We start from the raw sequence: 18,641 nt of genomic DNA, 5'->3' as shown, positions 1-18,641 counted from the left end.
GGTCTTATGTCCCTGTCAACTCCAGTCTCCCGACGTGCGCTGCGGCACACGCGCGCTATAGACATCCAGGCGTTCGCGCGCGAGGATGGCCTATGGGATCTTGACGCCCGTATCACCGACATCAAAGTTAACGCCACCAAGCTCGCCTCCGGCATGCGCGAAGGCGGCACGCCCCTGCACGACCTCTCCTTGCGCATTACGGTAGACCGCCAACTGACCATCGTTGCCGCCGAAGCCGTTTCTGACGCGGTTCCCTATCCTGGTTTCTGCAACACCATCGGCCCGGCGTACGCGGCCCTGGTGGGACTGAACCTGATGAAGGGGTTCCGGCATGAACTCAAGCAGCGCCTCTCTGGCGTCGCCGGGTGCACCCATCTGACGGAACTGGCCCAGATCCTGCCAACGGCGGCAGTCCAGGCCTTCGCTAACGATGTCTGGCCGACGCATGATGCGGCTAGCGACAACGTTCCGCATGAAAAGCCTTTCCAGCTCGACAAATGCCACGCCCTGCGTACCGATGGCGGGGCAGTTGCCCGGTTTTACCCGCGCTGGGTAGCGAGCAAGCCCGAGTTGGCCTAGCGCACGCACCATCCTCGTTTTATAAATATCAACTTTCAACATCAGTTTTAATCAAAAGGGAAGCCAGCATGAAAATCCATGAGTATCAAGGCAAAGAAATCCTCCGAAAATTCGGAGTGACGGTTCCGCGCGGTATCCCGTGCCTGTCCGTAGACGAAGCAGTCAAAGCTGCCGAGACGCTGGGCGGTTCGGTTTGGGTAGTCAAGGCGCAGATCCATGCTGGCGGCCGCGGCAAAGGCGGCGGCGTGAAAGTGGCCAAGTCGCTGGAACAAGTTAAAGAATACGCTGACCAGATCCTGGGCATGCAGCTGGTTACCCACCAGACCAGCGCGGAAGGCCAGAAAGTGCGCCGCCTGCTGATCGAAGAAGGCGCGGACATCAAGAAGGAACTGTATGTTTCCCTGGTGACCGACCGTGTTACCCAGCGCGTAGTCCTGATGGCTTCCTCCGAAGGCGGCATGGACATCGAAGAAGTGGCTGAATCGCATCCAGAACTGATCCACACCATCGCCATCGACCCAGCCGTCGGCCTGACCGACGCTGAAGCCGCCGGCATCGCCGCGAAAATCGGCGTACCGGAAGGTTCGATCGCCGACGCCGTCACCAACCTGCAAGGCCTGTACAAAGCCTACTGGGAAACCGACGCATCGCTGGCCGAAATCAACCCGCTGATCCTGACCGGTTCGGGCAAAGTCATCGCCCTGGACGCCAAGTTCAACTTCGACGCCAACGCCCTGTTCCGCCAGCCGGAAATCGTCGCTTACCGCGACCTGGACGAAGAAGATCCAGCTGAAGTCGAAGCCTCGAAATTCGACCTGGCCTACATCTCCCTGGACGGCAACATCGGCTGCCTGGTCAACGGCGCCGGCCTGGCCATGGCCACCATGGACACCATCAAGCTGTTCGGCGGCGAGCCGGCCAACTTCCTGGACGTGGGCGGCGGCGCAACTGCCGAGAAAGTCACCGAAGCGTTCAAGATCATGCTGAAGAACCCAGAGCTGAAAGCTATCCTGGTGAACATCTTCGGCGGCATCATGCGTTGCGACGTGATCGCCGAAGGCGTGATCACCGCATCGAAAGCCGTTTCGCTGAAAGTGCCTCTGGTGGTGCGCATGAAGGGCACCAACGAAGACCTGGGCAAGAAGATGCTGGCCGATTCCGGTCTGCCTATCATCGCCGCCGACACCATGGAAGACGCAGCCAAGAGCGTCGTCGCCGCTGCAGCCGGTCAAGCTTAATTAAGGAATCAACATGTCCATTCTGATCAATAAAGACACCAAAGTCGTCACCCAAGGCATCACCGGCAAGACCGGCCAGTTCCACACCCGTATGTGCCGCGAATACGCGAACGGCAAAAATGCCTTCGTCGCAGGCGTGAACCCGAAGAAAGCCGGCGAAGACTTCGAAGGCATTCCAATTTTCGCTAACGTTACCGAAGCGAAAAAAGAAACCGGCGCCAACGTTTCCGTGATCTACGTCCCACCAGCAGGCGCAGCTGCCGCCATCTGGGAAGCCGTGGAAGCCGAAATGGATCTGGCCATTTGCATCACCGAAGGCATTCCTGTCCGCGACATGATGGCCCTGAAGGACCGCATGGCCAAAGCCGGCTCGAAAACCCTGCTGCTGGGTCCTAACTGCCCAGGTCTGATCACCCCAGACGAAATCAAGATCGGCATCATGCCAGGCCACATCCACCGCAAGGGCCGCATCGGCGTGGTTTCCCGTTCGGGCACCCTGACCTATGAAGCAGTTGCACAGCTGACCGCTCTGGGCCTGGGCCAATCGTCGGCAGTTGGTATTGGCGGCGACCCGATCAACGGTCTGAAGCACATCGACATCATGAAGGCCTTCAACGACGATCCGGATACCGACGCGGTCATCATGATCGGCGAAATCGGCGGTCCAGACGAAGCCAACGCTGCTCTGTGGATCAAGGACAACATGAAGAAGCCGGTAGTCGGCTTCATCGCTGGTGTTACCGCTCCTCCGGGCAAGCGCATGGGCCACGCCGGCGCGCTGATCTCCGGCGGCGCAGACACCGCGCAAGCCAAGCTGGAAATCATGGAAGCCTGCGGCATTACCGTCACTAAGAACCCGTCCGAAATGGCGCGTCTGCTGAAAGCAATGCTGTAATTCACTCTTTTAGTGAATAATAACGGGGAGCTACGGCTCCCCGTTTTTTATTGTCCGGAGGGTAGGTTTGGGGAAGATCATCATTTCGCGCGACGGCGTGGTTGAGCAGGAAGTCCCGCTGAGCCGGGAGCGCATGAGCATCGGCCGCCGCAGCCGCAACGACATCGTGCTAGACCATGCCGCCGTCAGCGGCGAGCACGCCGTCATCACCACCATCCTCGACGAATCCTTCCTGGAAGACCTGCGCAGCACCAATGGCACTTTTGTCAACGGCCAGCGCGTGGGCAAGCATTTCCTGCAACACCAGGACAGCATCAAGATTGCCAAGTACAGGATTGAATACCTGGCGGACGGCGTGCGCCCGGTCCCGGGGGCTGCCCCGGCCAGCGAGGGCGCCACCGTCCCGGTTGCCGCCCCGCGCCGCCCGGCGCCGGCGCCGCTGGCCGCAGCCGCTGCCATGCCCCAGCCGGCCGCCGTGCTGGGCCGCATCGAAGTGCTGAACGGCGCCAACGCCGGCAAGCAGCTGCCGCTGACCAAGCCGCTCACCACGCTGGGCCGTCCCGGCGTGCAGGTCATCGTCATTTCGCGCGCGCCGGACGGCTATGCGGTGGCGCAAGCCGAAGGCGAGGCCATCGCCACGGTCAACGGCACGCCGCTGGGCAAGCAGCCGCAGCGCCTGCAAGACGGCGACGTGCTCGACCTGAGCGGCACGCAAATGGCATTCAAACAAGATTTCGCCTGACAAAAATCGTCAGCTGCCAAACTTTGACAGCCGAGCTGACAAAAATCGTCAGTTCCAGGAAGCAAAAGTGACGAAAATTGGCAGACATCCGGCTGAAAAGGGCATTTTCAGGCCTGGCACAGCAATTGCTCTAACTCAAGTGTGGCACCAAACAACCAGTTCACCTCTTGAGGAGCAATAAAATGAAATCCATGAAAATGATGAAGAAACAAGCACAAGCCGGTTTCACCCTGATCGAACTGATGATCGTTGTGGCCATTATCGGCATCCTGGCAGCAGTGGCCATCCCTGCTTACAGCGACTACACCGTCAAAGCCAAAGTGGCCAGCGCCGTATCGTCGGTTGATGGTATCAAGACCGCGACTGCCCTGTGCATCCAGGAAAGCGGCGGCACCACTACCGGTTGCGACAACGGTGCCTCGGCTGGCAAAAACATTCCTGACTTCGTAGCTACCAAAGAAGTTAAGAGCGCTACTGTCAAGGACGGCAAAATCACCCTTACCTTCGCTGACGACGGCGTAGGTAAAGGCGTAGACAAAACCACGATCGATTTCGAACCTAGCCCGAATGGTGCAACCATCGCCTGGAAAGCGACCGCGTCGACCACGAATGCAGCGGCGAAGAGCGCAATCGAGAAGAACAACGCAGCAGCAGCACCAGCAACTCCTTAAGCTAACGGCGCTACGGCGCCGGCGCAAAAAAAACCTGGCCTCGGCCAGGTTTTTTTTCGTCCTTACACAATCTTCTGCCGGTCGGCGATCAGCGCCTCGTAGGTGAGGTTTTGCAGCAAGGTGTAGTGGGTGGGATCGAGGTTGATGAACTGCACGCCGTAGGTAAACACTTCGGCCTTGTCCGCAGTGGCGGGCTTGATCACATTGATATTGCGGATGCTGGCCTGCGTATTCACCAGCACCTGCCGGTTGCCGGGCTGCGCGATCAGCGTGAACGACAGTCCCACCACCGCATCGCCGGACTCCAGCGGCCGCTTCGACTCGATCAGCGCGCCCGACACGCTCAGGTTCACCAGGAACACCGACACGCTGCCAGTCGCATCGCAGGTGAGCTGGGCAGGGATATCCACCTTCACCCGCATCGCGGTGCGCAAGCTGGTGCCCTGGATTTTTTCGGGGAAGGACAGGTGGGCGTAGAACAGCGGCCGCCCGAACACGCGCTGTACGATGGCGGAAAACGAGCACACGTTCACGCCGGAAAACACGCGTATGGTCAGCTTGTCGCCATCGTTGACGGCAATCGGCGCACCGTTCTCGAACGGCACCTTGACGATCATATACTCGTCCTTCACCCAGCCGATCAGCGTGGAAAAGTGCTGTACAGGCTTGACGGTCCGGTGCGTGATGAACTGTATCCTGCCACCCACCTGCAGGTTCATCTGCTCGAACTCGTATTCCTGCGGCTTGACTTCACCCGGCGGAGTACCACTGCTCATTCGTGCGCCCTTTTGTTGTGCCTATGTCTATAAATTTAATTATATACCGGCAGTAAAAGTTTTACACTATTGCAATAAATCAGCCTTTGTCCAAAACATATGCCCTGATTCAGGTCTTCGCGCAGCTGCGCGGCAGATGGCAGCTGCCACAAGGGTTTAGCTGGTCACGCTCCAGTCGCCGCTCTTGCCGCCGTGTTTTTCCATCACGCGGATGTCCGTCATCACCATGCCGCGGTCGACGGCTTTGCACATGTCGTACACGGTCAGCAGGCCGACCTGGACGGCGGTCAGCGCTTCCATTTCCACGCCGGTCTTGCCGTAGGTTTCCACTTGCGCGCGGCAGTGCACGCTGGAATTGGCTTCGTCGGTGCTGAAGTCGACCGTCACGCGGGTCAGCGCCAGCGGGTGGCACAGGGGCACCAGGTCGCTGGTGCGCTTGGCGCCCATGATGGCGGCGATGCGCGCGATACCCAGGACGTCACCTTTCTTCGCGCTTCCCGCTAAAATGATTGCCAGCGTCTCGGGCTTCATGCGGATGCTGCCGCTGGCGACGGCCGTGCGGTGGGTTTCCTGTTTGGCGCCGACGTCGACCATGTGGGCCTGGCCTGTGGTGTCGAAGTGGGTCAGCTGGTCTGGGGTGGGAGTGCTGGTCATTGGGGTATAGTTAGTCAGTTGCAGGTATCGACAGGTATCATATCATTGTGAAATCAAAACGTTTTTTGCCGCGCTTGCTCCCCCTGGCTGCATCCCTGCTGTTCGCCGCGCCTATCGGCGTGGCCGAGGCGCAGCTGCTGCCGTCCAAGCCCCTGAACCTGCCCAGCCTCGGCGACACCGAGCGCCAGGAGCTCTCCCCGCTGATCGAGCGCAAGCTGGGCGAGGAGATCATGTATGACATTCGCAGCAACAAGGATTATCTCGATGATGCGCCCATCCTCGAATACCTGAACTCGCTGGGCAACACGCTGGTGACGGCCCATCCGGGCGCGCGCGGCGAGGCCAGCTTCAATTACTTCTTCTTCGCCGTGCGCGACGGCCAGCTCAACGCCTTCGCGCTGCCGGGCGGTTTTATCGCCGTGCACTCGGCGCTGCTGCTGGCGGCGCAGTCCGAGTCCGAACTGGCTTCGGTGCTGGGACACGAGATCGGCCACGTGGCGCAGCGCCACATTGCGCGCCAGCTGGGGCAGCAGAAGCAGGACGCGCTGATACCGCTGGCGGCCATGATACTGGCCATCCTGGCGGCCAAGTCCAGCCCGGACGCGGCCATGGGCGTGATGATGGGCGGGCAGGGCCTGGCCATCCAGCGGCAGCTCAATTTCGGCCGCGACGCCGAGCGCGAGGCGGACCGGGTCGGTTTCCAGATCATGGGCGAGGCGGGCTTCGACACCAGCGGCATGGTGGCCTTTTTCCAGCGCATGCAGACGGCCAGCCGCAACTACAGCGACCTGGTGCCCGCCTATCTGCTGACGCACCCGCTGACCACCGAGCGCATCGCCGACATCCAGGCCCGCATCCGCGAGCAGCCTTACAAGCAGCGGCTCGACAGCCTGGCCTTTTACCTGGTGCGTTCGCGCGCGCGGGTGCTGCAGGATATGAGCACGCAGGGGCTGGCCGAGGCGATGCAGTATTTTGAAAGCCTGATGGAGCAGGACAACCGCCAGCAGAAGACGGCGGGCCAGTACGGCATGGCGTTTGCCATGTTCAAGAAGAATGACTACGCGGCGGCGCAGCGCTGGCTGGACAAGGCGCGCGCCACCATCGAGGCGCCCATGCCGAAGGGCGTGTTCGGCATGGCCCAGCGCGATACGGCGCCGACGGTGTTCACCAGCTTGTCGCTGGATATCAAGCTGGCGCAGGAATCGAATGCGCCGCTGATTGCTGCGGCGTTGAAGGAGGCGTCGGCGGCGCACCAGCAGTTCCCCTTGTCGCGCGGGATTGCGCACCAGTACGCGGAGGCCATGATCGCGTCCGGCCAGCTCGAGGAGGCGGCGCGCTTCCTGCGCGAGCAGGCGCAGTTCTACAAGGAGGAGCCGGAGGTGCATGACTTGCTGGCCAAGGCTTATTCCAAGCAGGGCAAGATGGCTTTGCAGCATATGGCGCTGGCGGAGTCCTACACTTTGCAGGGCGGCACGCTGGCGGCGCTGGATCAGCTCAACCTGGCGCGCAAATCGACCGATGCGTCGTTTTATGACCAGGCGCAGATTGACGCCAGGGAGCGCGAGCTCAAACAGCGGCGCAAGGATGCGATGGGGGATAAGTACAAGGAGCCGTAGGCGGCGCTTGGCGGGTTACGCGCGCGCCGCGCGCTAACCCGCCCTACGAAGTTACGAAATTTACGGAATTTGGAGGGGGCGTAGGGCGGGTTAGCACGGAGTGCGTAACCCGCCGGGCGTCACGCCGGCGCGTCCGGCTGCGGCTGGCGGATGAAACCGAATTGCGCGGGTATGCCGTCACTGCGCACGCGCTGCACGCCGATCGCGCCGCCATCACCGCTACGCAGCGTCAGCGCGCCTTTGCCGCCCTCCAGCCAGGCCATCAGCGCCTCGTCATCCACGGCGCGGCCATCCATCTCCAGCAGCGCCATGGCCTGCGCCACGTCGCGGTCGTCCAGCTGCGCGCTCACGTTGCCGCGCTGCAGGAGCAGCTCACCGGCCTCGGTCAGATACGCCGCCTCCGGCTGCCCCAAGGCCTCGCCGGTATGCAGCACAAAATCCTGCGCCGGATCGGTGCGCGCCACAAACGGCGTGGTCTCCAGGTTCAAATACACGCGCTGCGGACCGTTCTGGAAATACCAGCAGCCGCGCTCGTCGCTGGCGTAGTTGCGCACGATAAAACCCACCAGCGCCGCATTGCTCAGCTTGTCGCCCGGCAGGCCGAGGTGCTGCGCGCGCTCGTCGCGCATGCGCCAGTTTCCGCGCGCGTCCAGGCCCAGCCAGCCGTAGCAGTGCGGCACATTGGGCCATTTGGCCAGTGCTTGTTTTACGATGTCATCCATGCTTCAAGCTTCGCACATCCGGCCCTTGCCCGCCGCGCGGCTGGCGTTTTCGCCTTCCAGGAAATGGATCAGCCGCTGCGGCAGCCAGCTCAGCGAGCCCGGCGGCGCGCCGGCCGCAAAGCCCACGTGACCGCCGTGCTCCGGGTAATCGAGCAGCACGCCGGGCGCGGCTTTGCGCGGCAGGTGGATGCCGGGCAGGAAGGGATCGTTTTTGGCGTTCAGCACCAGCGTCGGTACCGTGATGTCGGTCAGCACATGCTTGGCGCTGGCGCGGTCCCAGTAGTCGTCCGTGTTGCGGTAGCCGTGCAGCGGCGCGGTGACCACGTTGTCGAAGGCGTACAAGTCCTTGGCGGCCATCAGCGCGTTCAGGTCGTACAGGCCGGGGAACTGCTTGAGCTTGGCCACGCACTTGGGCTTGAGCGTGTTCAGGAACATGCGCGTGTAGAGCAGGTTGAAGCCGCGCGACAGCGACTCCCCGCCGCGCGCCAGATCCAGCGGCGCGGACACGGCGCAGGCCGCATCGACGATCTCGGCCTGGTGCTGCGACTCGCCCAGCCAGCGCAGCAGCGCGTTGCCGCCCAGCGATACGCCGGTGGCGTAGAAGCGGCTGCAGGCCGCGTCCATGGCGCGCGCGTGCAGGCGGCGTATCACCCAGTCGATTTCGGCGGCGTCGCCGGAATGGTAGAAGCGCGGCGCCAGGTTGGGCTCGCCCGAGCAGCCGCGGAAATGCGGCACCGCGCCGGACCAGCCGCGCGCCCGCACTTCGGCCATCAGGGCGCGCGCGTAGTGGCTGTCGGACGAGCCTTCCAGGCCGTGGAACAGCACCACGAAAGGCTGGCCGGGCTGGCCGTCGACAAAATCGACATCGACGAAATCGCCGTCCGGCGTCTGCCAGCGCTCGCGGCGGAAGGCCACCGCCGGCTTGCTGATGCAGACGGCGGGATAGATGGTTTGCAGATGGCCGCTGGGCAGCCACCGTGGCGCGGTGTACTTCATCGCCGGCCGCTCAGTGCAGCACTTGCGCCGGGTTGTCCACGGGCACGGGGCCGGGCGCCACGGACACATGGCGCAGCACGATGCGCCAGCCTTTCGGCGTTTTGATATAGACGTTGCTGGCCACCAGGTGGGCCGGCTCGCCGGTGGCGGCGGTCACGCCCTCCACCACGGAATGAATCGAGCTCATCAGGTTGTGGGTTTCGTGCAGCACGGCCGGCATGATGTGCAGGCCGCCGTGCTCCAGGATGATGGACCACGATTCGCGGATGGCGCGGTGCCCCACCAGGCGCGGACCGCCCGGGTGCACGCAAGCGATTTCCTCGTCGTCGGCCCACAGGGCCATCAGGGCGTCCACGTCGGCCCGGTTCAGCGCGTCGTAAAAGGCGGCTTCCACTTCGCTGGCGCTACCGTTCAATTGTTTTTTTGACATGGCAGACTCCGGGCCGGAATAATCAGTGATGGGCAACCACGGCGCCTGGCTTGAGGCGGTAGGCGGTGCCGCAGTACGGGCACTTGGCCACGCCGTCGTGATTGAACTCCAGGAACACGCGCGGGTGCGAAGACCACAGCGGCATGGCCGGGTTGGGGCAGTGGGCCGGCAGGTCTTTGCCGTCGAGTTCTACTGCGTTGGCGGCTGCTGGCTGGGTGGTGTTGCTCATCTTGGCGATCTCCGTGTAACGTAGGCTGAAAACACCGATTTTAACGGATTCGCGCAATTCCCAGAATCATCGGTAGAATAGCGCCTGATCTACAGTACCGGCCGCTTGCGTTCGTTTCCACAAAAACAACGCGCGCGTGGCAGGAAAACCACATGAACGAAGCCACTCCAGCCACCGCCACTGTCGATGTTGCACGCCACGATGAAGCCTCCTGGCGCGAAGGCCTGAGAAGCGGCATCCCCACCTTGTTCGGCATCGGCGCCTGGGGCCTGGTGGTGGGCGTGGCCATGGTCAAGAGCGGGCTGACGGTGCCGCAGGCGCTGGGCATGACCTTGATGGCCTTCGCCGGCTCGGCCCAGCTGGCCTCGCTGCCGCTGATCGCGGCCGGCGCGCCGATCTGGGTCATCTTCCTGACCGCCATCGCCGTCAATCTGCGCTTCGTCATTTTCTCCGTCCTCCTGGCGCCGCATTTCGCCGGCCTGCCGTGGCGCCAGCGTTTTCTGCTCGGCTATTGTTCGGGCGACATGACGGCCGCGCTCTTCCTGCAGCGCTACCCCAGCGAAGCGCCGGTGGCGGGCAAGGTCTCCTACCTGAAAGGCCTGATGTACCCCAACTGGGCAGCCTGGCAGATCGGTTCCATCACCGGCGTGCTGCTGGGCAGCACGGTGCCGGCCGAGTGGGGCCTGGGCTTCGCCGGCACGCTGGCCATTATCTGCATCATGGTGCCGCTGACGGCCAGCCGGCCCGCCGTGTGCGGCGTGATCGTGGCCGGCGCGGTGGCGGTGGCCGGCGTCGGCCTGCCGTACAAGCTGGGCCTGCTGGCAGCCGTCGTGCTGGGCATGCTGACGGCCATGGCGGCCGAGGAACTGACTGAAAAGCGGGCGCGCAACAAGGACGGCAAGCATGGCTGACTGGGAAATCTGGCTCACCATCGTGGCGCTGGCGGTGGCCACGGCGGCCACGCGCGCCTCGTTCTGGCTGATCGGCCACCATATCAATATCCCGAAACGGGTGCACGAGGTGCTGCGCTACGCGCCGGCCTGCGCGCTGGCCGCCATCGTCGCGCCCGACCTGCTGCTGGCGCCGGGCGGCCAGGTGCATATCGGCCTGGACAATCTGAAACTGGTGTCCGGCGTGGTCGCGATCGCGTTTTACCTGGTGCGCCGTAACATGCTGGAAACCATCATTTTCGGCATGGCCTTCTTCACCGCCCTGAGACTGTTGCATATTTTCTAAGGGATTCGCGTCCGGCGTTGCGGTAGAATAGCGGTCTTTCCAACCTTCGTCCTTTGGGTAGCCATGCAAGCTGTTCTGAACTTCATTCGTCTGCAAGATCTGATCGACCAACAAGCCCTGCAAGGCAAGCGCGTGTTCATCCGCGCCGACTTGAACGTGCCGCAAGACGACGCCGGCAACATCACTGAAGACACCCGCATCCGCGCCTCCGTGCCGGCCATCCGCGCCGCCGTTGCCGCTGGCGCCAAGGTCATGGTTACTTCGCACCTGGGCCGTCCCACCGAGGGCGAGTTCAAGCCGGAAGACAGCCTGGCGCCGGTCGCCAAGCGCCTGGCCGAGCTGCTGGGCCAGCCGGTGGAACTGAAACAGAACTGGGTGGACGGCGCTGGCCTGGAAGGCCTGCAGGCCGGCCAGGTGGTGCTGCTGGAAAATGTGCGCGTGAACAAGGGCGAGAAGAAGAACGCCGACGAGCTGGCGCAGAAGATGGCCGCCCTGTGCGACGTCTACGTCAATGACGCATTCGGCACCGCGCACCGCGCCGAAGCCTCCACCCACGGCATCGCCAAGTTCGCGCCGGTGGCCTGCGCCGGCCCGCTGCTGGCGGCCGAGCTGGACGCGCTGGGCAAGGCGCTGGGCGCGCCGGCCCGTCCGCTGCTGGCTATCGTGGCCGGTTCCAAAGTATCGTCCAAGCTGTCCATCCTGAAGGCCCTGTCCGAGAAAGTGGACGGCCTGATCGTCGGCGGCGGCATCGCCAACACCTTCATGAAGGCCGTGGGCCTGAACATCGGCAAGTCGCTGGTGGAGAACGACCTGGTGGACGAAGCCAAGGCCATTATCGATATCATGGCCGCGCGCGGCGCCGAAGTGCCGATTCCGGTGGACGTGGTGTGCGCCAAGGAGTTCTCGCCGACCGCCGCCGCCACCATCAAGGATGTGGCCGACGTGGCCGACGACGACATGATCCTGGATATCGGTCCCAAGACCGCCCAGCTGCTGGCGGCCAAGATCGCCGCGGCCGGCACCGTGGTGTGGAACGGCCCGGTCGGCGTGTTCGAGTTCGACCAGTTCGGCGAAGGCACCAAGACGCTGGCGCTGGCCATCGCCGGTTCCAAGGCCTATTCGATCGCCGGTGGCGGCGATACGCTGGCGGCGATTGCAAAATATGACATTACCGATAAAATTGGCTATATCTCGACCGGCGGCGGCGCTTTCCTGGAGTTCCTGGAAGGTAAAACCCTGCCGGCGGTGGAAATCCTGACGCAACGCGCGGCCGCTTGAGTTCTCGACGGCTCCTTGGCGGGTTACGGCGCGGTGCGCGCCTGACCCGCCCTACTTGCTAATTTGTTCGTAGGGCGGGTTAGCGCCGCAGGCGCGTAACCCGCCAACTCCGCAAAGGAAACTTATGTCCCGTGGTACCAAAATCGTCGCCACCATCGGCCCCGCTTCCACCGACTTCGGCATCCTGGTCAAAATGATACGGGCCGGCGTGGATGTGGTGCGCCTGAACTTCTCGCACGGCAAGGCGCAGGACCATATCGACCGCGCCGCGTTGGTGCGCCGCGCCGCCGCCGAGTGCGGCCGCGAGGTGGCGATCATGGCGGACATGCAGGGACCGAAAATCCGCATCGGCAAGTTTGAACACGGCAAGATCGAACTGGCCAACGGCGACCAGTTCATCCTGGACGCGAAGTGGGGCGAGAACGGCGAACTGGGCAACCAGGAACGCGTGGGCTTGGACTACAAGTCGCTGCCGACCGACGTGCGCTCCGGCGACGTGCTGCTGCTGAACGACGGCCTGATCGTGCTGATCGTGGACCGCATCGCGGGCAGCGAAATCCACACCACCGTGAAAATCGGCGGCGAGCTGTCCAACAACAAGGGCATCAACCGCCAGGGCGGCGGCCTGACCGCGCCGGCCCTGACCGCCAAGGACATGGAAGACATCAAGACCGCGATGAGCTTCCAGTGCGACTACCTGGCCATCTCCTTCCCGAAAAACGCCACCGACATGGCGATGGCGCGCCAGCTGGCCAATATCGCCGGCGAACCTTACCGCCACAAGCCGATGATGATCGCCAAGATCGAGCGCGCCGAAGCGATCCCCGCGCTGCAGGAGATCCTGGACGCGTCCGACGGCATCATGGTGGCGCGCGGCGACCTGGCCGTGGAAGTGGGCAACGCCGCCGTGCCGGCGCTGCAGAAGCGCATGATCAAGATGGCGCGCGAATCGAACAAGCTGGCCATCACCGCGACCCAGATGATGGAGTCCATGATCGTCAACGCGGTGCCGACCCGCGCCGAAGTGTCCGACGTGGCGAATGCCGTGCTGGACGGCACCGACGCCGTCATGACCTCGGCCGAAACGGCCTCCGGCAAATACCCGATCGAGACCGTGGAAATGATGGCCGCGATCTGCGTCGAGGCCGAGCAATCCGAATACAACAAACTGGACGCCGATTTCCTCAACGTCCGCTTCACCCGCATCGACCAGTCCATCGCCTACGGCGCGCTGTTCACCGCGCACCATTTGCGCGTGAAAGCCATCGTGGCGCTGACCGAGTCCGGCTCCACCGCCCTGTGGATGAGCCGCCACAGCATCGACACGCCGATTTTCGCCCTCACGCCCAGCGTGGCCACCGCCCGCAAAGCCTCGCTGTACCGCAATGTGCGCGCCTACGAACTGGCGCAGGGCGCCGACAGTTCGGTGGTGCTGAAACAGGCCGAGGACCTGCTGGTGGAATACGGCATCGTCAAGAAGGGCGACATGATCGTGGTCACCTGGGGCGAACCCATGGGCCAGGTGGGTGGCACCAATGCATTGAAGATAGTGAAGGTAGGCGAGTTTTCCTGAAAACCCGCCGGCCTCCCGTACCGATTTTTTTATTGTTTGGAGTAATACCATGTCCCTCGTATCCATGCGTCAGCTGCTGGACCATGCCGCCGAAAACGGCTATGGCATCCCCGCCTTCAACGTCAACAACCTGGAGCAGGTGCAGGCCATCATGGCCGCCGCCGATGCCCTGAACAGCCCGGTCATCATGCAAGCGTCGGCCGGCGCCCGCAAATACGCAGGCGAAGCCTTCCTGCGCCACCTGATCGACGCCGCCGTCGAAGCCTACCCGCACATCCCGGTCGTCATGCACCAGGACCACGGCCAGTCGCCGGCGGTCTGCATGGCCGCCATCCGCTCCGGCTTCACCTCGGTGATGATGGACGGCTCGCTGGAAGCGGACGGCAAATCCGTCGCGTCCTACGAGTACAACGTCGAAGTATCGAAAGAAGTGGTGAAGTTCTCGCACGCCATCGGCGTGACGGTGGAAGCCGAACTGGGCGTGCTCGGTTCGCTGGAAACCATGAAGGGCGACAAGGAAGACGGCCACGGCGCCGAAGGCACCATGACCCGCGAAATGCTGCTGACCGACGTGGCCCAGGCCGCCGACTTCGTGCAGCGCACCCAGTGCGACGCGCTGGCCATCGCCATCGGCACCTCGCACGGCGCCTACAAGTTCACCCGCAAGCCGACCGGCGACATCCTGGCGATCGACCGCATCAAGGAAATCCACGCCCGCATCCCGAACACCCACCTGGTGATGCACGGTTCCTCGTCGGTGCCGCAGGAACTGCTGGCCATCATCCGCGAATTCGGCGGCGACATGAAGGAAACCTACGGCGTGCCGGTCGAAGAAATCCAGGAAGGCATCCGTCACGGCGTGCGCAAGATCAACATCGACACCGACATCCGCCTGGCCATGACCGCCGCCGTGCGCAAGTACATGTTCGAGAACCCATCCAAGTTCGACCCGCGCGACTTCCTCAAGCCGGCCCGCGCCGCTGCGGAAGAAGTGGTGCGCGCGCGCTTCCTGGCGTTCGGCTGCGAAGGCCAGGCCGGCAAGATCAAGCCGCTGGCGCTGGACAAAATGGCCGAGCGTTACAAGGCCGGCGCCCTGGCGCAGATTGTGAAGTAAAATTCTGTCTGGAACGGGCCGAGCTGATGTCTCGGCCCGATTTTCTTGACCGGCGGGCACCCAAGGGATACTCCCCGGCGCGCCGGTTTCGCTTTATCTTTGCGTTATCTTTCCTCTCCCCCCGCTATGAACAGCCTTTACCAATCCTCCATCAAGTCCCTGCCACTGCTCGGCCACGGCAAAGTCCGCGATAACTACGCTGTCGGCGACGACAAGATCTTGATCGTCACCACCGACCGCCTGTCGGCCTTCGACGTCGTCATGAACGAACCGATCCCCGGCAAGGGCATGGTCCTGAACCAGATGAGCGACTTCTGGTTCGAGAAACTGGGCCACATCGTGCCTAACCACCTGACCGGCGTTGCGCCCGAGTCCGTGGTGGCCGCCGATGAGGTGGAGCAGGTCAAAGGCCGCGCCGTGGTGGCCAAGCGCCTCAAGCCCATCATGGTGGAAGCGGTGGTGCGCGGCTACATCATCGGTTCGGGCTGGAAGGACTACCAGGACACCGGCAGCATCTGCGGCATCCAGCTGCCGGCAGGCCTGAAGCAGGCCGAGAAACTGCCTGAGCCGCTGTTCACCCCGGCCGCCAAGGCCGACCTGGGCGAGCACGACGAGAACATCAGCTTTGCCGACATGGAAGGCCGCATCGGCGCCGAACTGGCCGCCAAGATGCGCGACGTCAGCATCGCGCTGTACAAGGCCGCGGCCGAATACGCCGCCACCAAGGGCATCATCATCGCCGACACCAAGTTCGAGTTCGGCCTGGACGAAAACGGCGTCATGCACCTGATGGACGAAGTGCTGACCGCCGACTCGTCGCGCTTCTGGCCAGCGGACTCCTACCAGCCCGGCATGTCGCCGCCGTCGTTCGACAAGCAGTTCGTGCGCGACTACCTGGAAACCCTGACCTGGGGCAAAACCGCACCGGCGCCTGCGCTGCCGGCGGACGTGATCAACAAGACCCAAGCCAAGTACTTCGAAGCCATTGAACGCCTGACCGGCGAGAAGCTGAAGGTATAAGCATGGCCGATCAGAACAAACCCCTGGTCGGCGTCATCATGGGCTCGTCTTCGGACTGGGACGTGATGCAGAACGCGGTTGCCATCCTCAAGCAGTTCAACGTGCCGTTTGAAGCGCAAGTCATTTCCGCGCACCGCATGCCCGACGAGATGTACGCCTACGCCAGGAGCGCCCGCGCGCGCGGCCTGCGCGCCATCATCGCCGGCGCCGGCGGCGCGGCCCACCTGCCTGGCATGGTGGCCGCGATGACCATCGTGCCGGTGCTGGGCGTGCCCGTGCCGTCCAAATACCTGCGCGGCGAAGACTCGCTGCTGTCCATCGTGCAGATGCCCAAGGGCGTGCCGGTGTCCACCTTCGCCATCGGCGAAGCGGGCGCCGCCAACGCCGCGCTGACGGCCGTGGCCATCATCGCCGGCACCGACGACGCTATGGCTGAACAGCTGGAAGCCTTCCGCGCCACGCAAACCGCAGCCGCCAAGGCCATGACTTTACCGCTTGAAAATGAGTAAATCTTCACCGCAGCAATTTACGCCCTTCCTGCCCAGCGCCAATCCGCAAGCCTGGCTGGGCGTGATGGGCGGCGGCCAGCTGGGCCGCATGTTCGCGCAAGCCGCGCAAAGCATGGGCTACCAGGTGGCCGTGCTGGAGCCGTCCGACGATTGCCCGGCAGGGCAGGTCGCACAGCGTCTCATCAACGCCGGCTACAGCGACGGCCAGGGCCTGGATGTGCTGGCGGCGCAGTGCTTCGCCGTCACCACCGAGTTTGAGAACGTGCCCGCCGACAGCCTGTCCCGGCTGTCGCAGCACGTGTTCGTGGCGCCGGACGCGCATGGCGTGTCGGTGGCGCAGGACCGCATCGCCGAGAAAAGCTTTTTTGTCGGCTGCGCCGCCAAGTCCGGCGTGCAGCCCGCGCCGCACAAGGTGATCGCCTCGCAAGCGGATATCGACGCCATCGGCGACGAGCTGCTGCCCGGCATCCTGAAAACCGTGCGCATGGGCTACGACGGCAAGGGCCAGGTGCGCGTGCGCTCCCGCGAGGACGTGCGCGCCGCCTTCGACAGCATGGGCCAGGTGGCCTGTCTGCTGGAGAAGATGCTGCCGCTGGCCTATGAGGTGTCGGTGCTGACCGCGCGCGGCGCGGACGGCCAGTCGGTGGTCTACCCGATCGCCGAGAACGTGCACCGCGACGGCATCCTGTTCACCACCACCGTGCCCGGCCCCAATGTGTCGGACGACTGCGCGAAGAAGGCGCAGGCGGCGGCGCAGGCCATCGTGGCCGAGCTGGGCTATGTGGGCGTGCTGTGCATCGAGTTCTTCGTGCTGAAAGACGGTTCGCTGGTGGTCAATGAAATGGCGCCGCGTCCGCACAACAGCGGGCACTACACCATGGACGCCTGCGTCACCAGCCAGTTCGCGCAGCAGGTGCGCGCCATGGCGCGCCTGCCGCTGGGCGACGTGCGCCAGCATTCGCCTGCCGTCATGCTCAACATCCTGGGCGACGTGTGGTTCAGCGACGAGACCGACGCCACGCGCGAACCGGCCTGGGACCAGGTGCTGGCGCTGCCGGGCGCCAATCTGCACCTGTACGGCAAGGACGACCCGCGCCGCGCGCGCAAGATGGGCCACCTGACCTTCGTCGCGCCCACGCTGGCGGAAGCGCAGCAGCAGCTGAACGCCGCCTGCGCCATCCTGGGCATCGCGCCGTGAGCGGCAGCATGGACGCCGTTCCCGGCCAGGCCGCCATCCGCGCGGCCGCCGTGCTGCTGGAGGCGGGCAAGCTGGTGGCTTTCCCCACCGAGACCGTGTACGGCCTGGGGGCGGACGCCGAAAACCCGCAGGCCGTGGCGGCCATCTACGCCGCCAAGGGCCGGCCGCAGGACCATCCCGTCATCGTGCATATCGCACCGGGCGCCGACATCGGCTACTGGTGCAGCGACATCCCGGCCGAAGCCTACAAGCTGGCCGAGGCCTTCTGGCCCGGCCCGCTGACCATGATACTCAAGCGCAACGCCCACATTCCCGACGCCGTCTCCGGCGGCCAGGACACGGTGGGCATGCGCTGCCCGTCGCACCCGGTTGCCATCGCCTTGCTGAGCGCCTTCAAGGGCGGCAAGGGCGGGGTGGCGGCGCCGTCGGCCAACAAGTTCGGAAACGTCAGCCCGACCACCGCGCAGCACGTGCGCGACGAGTTCGGCGCCATGGTGCTGGACGAGGCGGAAGCGGCCGAAGCCGCCGCCCACGCCTATGCCGCCGCCATCACCGCGCGCATGGCTGATCCGGCCGAGGCCGAGACTGGCGCCGCTGGCGCAGGCTCCGCTCAGGCTGCCGCCGCGTTGCGCCTGGCCGTGCTCGACGGCGGCTCCAGCCAGGTCGGCATCGAATCGACCATCCTCGACCTGTCGCGCCTGGCCACGCACGGCCCGGTGCTGCTGCGCCCCGGCCACATCGGCGCGCAGGACATTGCCGACGTCATCGGCGCCATGCCCAACCTGCCGGACCAGACCGCCCCGCGCGCCTCCGGCACGCTGGAATCGCACTACGCGCCCAAAGCCCCGGTCGCCCTGTGCGACGGCGCCGCGCTGGCGGACACGCTGGCCAGGCTGGCCGCCAAGGGCCGCAAAGCCGCCGTCATCCACTACTCGGCCTTGCCCCAGGCCAAGGCGGGAGCGCACCAGCACATGCCGTCCGACGCCGCCGGCTACGCCTTCGGCCTGTACGCCGCGCTGCGCGCGATGGACCAGACCGGCGCCGAACTCATCCTCGTGGAAACCCCGCCACAGCACGACGCGTGGCTTGGCGTCAACGATCGATTACGGCGCGCAGCATTCGGTTCTTCTGGTATTGTTGAGACGTTCCTGCAATCCTGACGGAA

The 18,641-nt window shown here is 64.2% G+C and carries 21 protein-coding genes; 15 read left to right on the top strand and 6 right to left on the bottom strand.

The window, feature by feature from the left end:
* Positions 1-6: 6 nt before the first annotated feature.
* From GTP77_RS03780 to GTP77_RS30485, 5 genes are all read left to right on the top strand, one after another.
* Positions 7-579 (top strand): DUF2889 domain-containing protein, encoded by a 573-nt coding sequence (locus GTP77_RS03780; RefSeq protein WP_161070843.1) that lies wholly within the window; start codon positions 7-9, stop codon positions 577-579.
* A gap of 68 nt (positions 580-647) precedes the next feature.
* Positions 648-1,817 carry an ADP-forming succinate--CoA ligase subunit beta gene (gene sucC / locus GTP77_RS03775; protein WP_161070842.1) on the top strand — a complete coding sequence of 390 codons (1,170 nt, stop codon included), beginning with the start codon at positions 648-650 and terminating at the stop codon, positions 1,815-1,817.
* Between the two features lie 13 nt (positions 1,818-1,830).
* Positions 1,831-2,712, top strand: a complete 882-nt coding sequence (gene sucD / locus GTP77_RS03770) for a succinate--CoA ligase subunit alpha (RefSeq protein WP_161070841.1) — start codon at positions 1,831-1,833, stop codon at positions 2,710-2,712.
* A 67-nt stretch (positions 2,713-2,779) separates the two neighbouring features.
* Positions 2,780-3,454 (top strand): FHA domain-containing protein, encoded by a 675-nt coding sequence (locus GTP77_RS03765; RefSeq protein WP_161070840.1) that lies wholly within the window; start codon positions 2,780-2,782, stop codon positions 3,452-3,454.
* Between the two features lie 182 nt (positions 3,455-3,636).
* A complete protein-coding gene (locus tag GTP77_RS30485) occupies positions 3,637-4,125 on the top strand; it encodes a pilin (protein WP_161070839.1) in 489 nt (162 codons plus the stop codon).
* Between the two features lie 62 nt (positions 4,126-4,187).
* Here GTP77_RS30485 and GTP77_RS03755 read toward each other — a convergent pair whose 3' ends face one another.
* Positions 4,188-4,901, bottom strand: a complete 714-nt coding sequence (locus GTP77_RS03755; protein WP_161070838.1) for a flagellar brake protein — start codon at positions 4,899-4,901, stop codon at positions 4,188-4,190.
* A gap of 156 nt (positions 4,902-5,057) precedes the next feature.
* Entirely contained in the window at positions 5,058-5,555 is a 498-nt protein-coding gene (gene moaC / locus GTP77_RS03750) for a cyclic pyranopterin monophosphate synthase MoaC (RefSeq protein ID WP_161070837.1), read from the bottom strand.
* A 74-nt stretch (positions 5,556-5,629) separates the two neighbouring features.
* Between moaC and GTP77_RS03745 the strand changes: the two genes are divergently transcribed.
* On the top strand, positions 5,630-7,171 hold the full coding sequence (locus GTP77_RS03745) for a beta-barrel assembly-enhancing protease (protein ID WP_161071104.1): 1,542 nt from the start codon (positions 5,630-5,632) through the stop codon (positions 7,169-7,171).
* 119 nt (positions 7,172-7,290) lie between these two features.
* Here the strand turns inward: GTP77_RS03745 and GTP77_RS03740 are convergent, their stop codons facing one another.
* Genes GTP77_RS03740 through GTP77_RS03725 form a run of 4 tightly spaced genes read right to left on the bottom strand, consistent with a single transcriptional unit; the run spans position 7,291 to position 9,548 of the window.
* Positions 7,291-7,893, bottom strand: a complete 603-nt coding sequence (locus GTP77_RS03740) for a DUF2946 family protein (protein WP_161070836.1) — start codon at positions 7,891-7,893, stop codon at positions 7,291-7,293.
* Positions 7,894-7,896: 3 nt separating this feature from the next.
* Complete coding sequence (locus GTP77_RS03735) at positions 7,897-8,889, bottom strand: YheT family hydrolase (RefSeq protein ID WP_161070835.1); 993 nt, start codon at positions 8,887-8,889, stop codon at positions 7,897-7,899.
* 10 nt (positions 8,890-8,899) lie between these two features.
* Positions 8,900-9,319, bottom strand: a complete 420-nt coding sequence (locus tag GTP77_RS03730) for a YybH family protein (protein WP_161070834.1) — start codon at positions 9,317-9,319, stop codon at positions 8,900-8,902.
* 22 nt (positions 9,320-9,341) lie between these two features.
* On the bottom strand, positions 9,342-9,548 hold the full coding sequence (locus tag GTP77_RS03725; RefSeq protein WP_161070833.1) for a zinc-finger domain-containing protein: 207 nt from the start codon (positions 9,546-9,548) through the stop codon (positions 9,342-9,344).
* A 152-nt stretch (positions 9,549-9,700) separates the two neighbouring features.
* On the opposite strand from GTP77_RS03725, the gene GTP77_RS03720 reads away from it, so the two are divergent.
* The 9 genes from GTP77_RS03720 (at position 9,701) to GTP77_RS03680 (ending at position 18,636) form a co-directional block, all read left to right on the top strand.
* Complete coding sequence (locus tag GTP77_RS03720; protein ID WP_161070832.1) at positions 9,701-10,459, top strand: AzlC family ABC transporter permease; 759 nt, start codon at positions 9,701-9,703, stop codon at positions 10,457-10,459.
* Positions 10,452-10,784, top strand: a complete 333-nt coding sequence (locus tag GTP77_RS03715; protein ID WP_161070831.1) for an AzlD domain-containing protein — start codon at positions 10,452-10,454, stop codon at positions 10,782-10,784. The genes GTP77_RS03720 and GTP77_RS03715 overlap by 8 nt, the downstream gene beginning before the upstream one ends.
* A gap of 63 nt (positions 10,785-10,847) precedes the next feature.
* Positions 10,848-12,062 (top strand): phosphoglycerate kinase, encoded by a 1,215-nt coding sequence (locus GTP77_RS03710; RefSeq protein WP_161070830.1) that lies wholly within the window; start codon positions 10,848-10,850, stop codon positions 12,060-12,062.
* A 124-nt stretch (positions 12,063-12,186) separates the two neighbouring features.
* The gene (pyk, locus tag GTP77_RS03705; protein WP_161070829.1) at positions 12,187-13,635 is read left to right on the top strand and encodes a pyruvate kinase; all 1,449 of its coding nucleotides are present in this window, start codon (positions 12,187-12,189) and stop codon (positions 13,633-13,635) included.
* Between the two features lie 49 nt (positions 13,636-13,684).
* Positions 13,685-14,749, top strand: coding sequence for a class II fructose-bisphosphate aldolase (fba, locus tag GTP77_RS03700; protein WP_161070828.1), 1,065 nt, complete (start codon positions 13,685-13,687; stop codon positions 14,747-14,749).
* A 126-nt stretch (positions 14,750-14,875) separates the two neighbouring features.
* On the top strand, positions 14,876-15,769 hold the full coding sequence (locus GTP77_RS03695) for a phosphoribosylaminoimidazolesuccinocarboxamide synthase (protein ID WP_161070827.1): 894 nt from the start codon (positions 14,876-14,878) through the stop codon (positions 15,767-15,769).
* A gap of 2 nt (positions 15,770-15,771) precedes the next feature.
* Positions 15,772-16,278, top strand: a complete 507-nt coding sequence (gene purE / locus GTP77_RS03690) for a 5-(carboxyamino)imidazole ribonucleotide mutase (protein WP_161070826.1) — start codon at positions 15,772-15,774, stop codon at positions 16,276-16,278.
* Positions 16,271-17,476, top strand: a complete 1,206-nt coding sequence (locus GTP77_RS03685; protein WP_161070825.1) for a 5-(carboxyamino)imidazole ribonucleotide synthase — start codon at positions 16,271-16,273, stop codon at positions 17,474-17,476. The genes purE and GTP77_RS03685 overlap by 8 nt, the downstream gene beginning before the upstream one ends.
* An 8-nt stretch (positions 17,477-17,484) precedes the next feature.
* Entirely contained in the window at positions 17,485-18,636 is a 1,152-nt protein-coding gene (locus GTP77_RS03680) for an L-threonylcarbamoyladenylate synthase (RefSeq protein WP_161070824.1), read from the top strand.
* Positions 18,637-18,641: the final 5 nt, after the last annotated feature.

Origin of the sequence: Pseudoduganella aquatica (genome assembly GCF_009857595.1) — a bacterium.
GTDB lineage: Bacteria > Pseudomonadota > Gammaproteobacteria > Burkholderiales > Burkholderiaceae_D > Rugamonas > Rugamonas aquatica_A.
The sequence above is the reverse complement of the archived record's forward strand: the minus strand, read 5'-3'. Positions and strand labels throughout refer to the sequence as shown.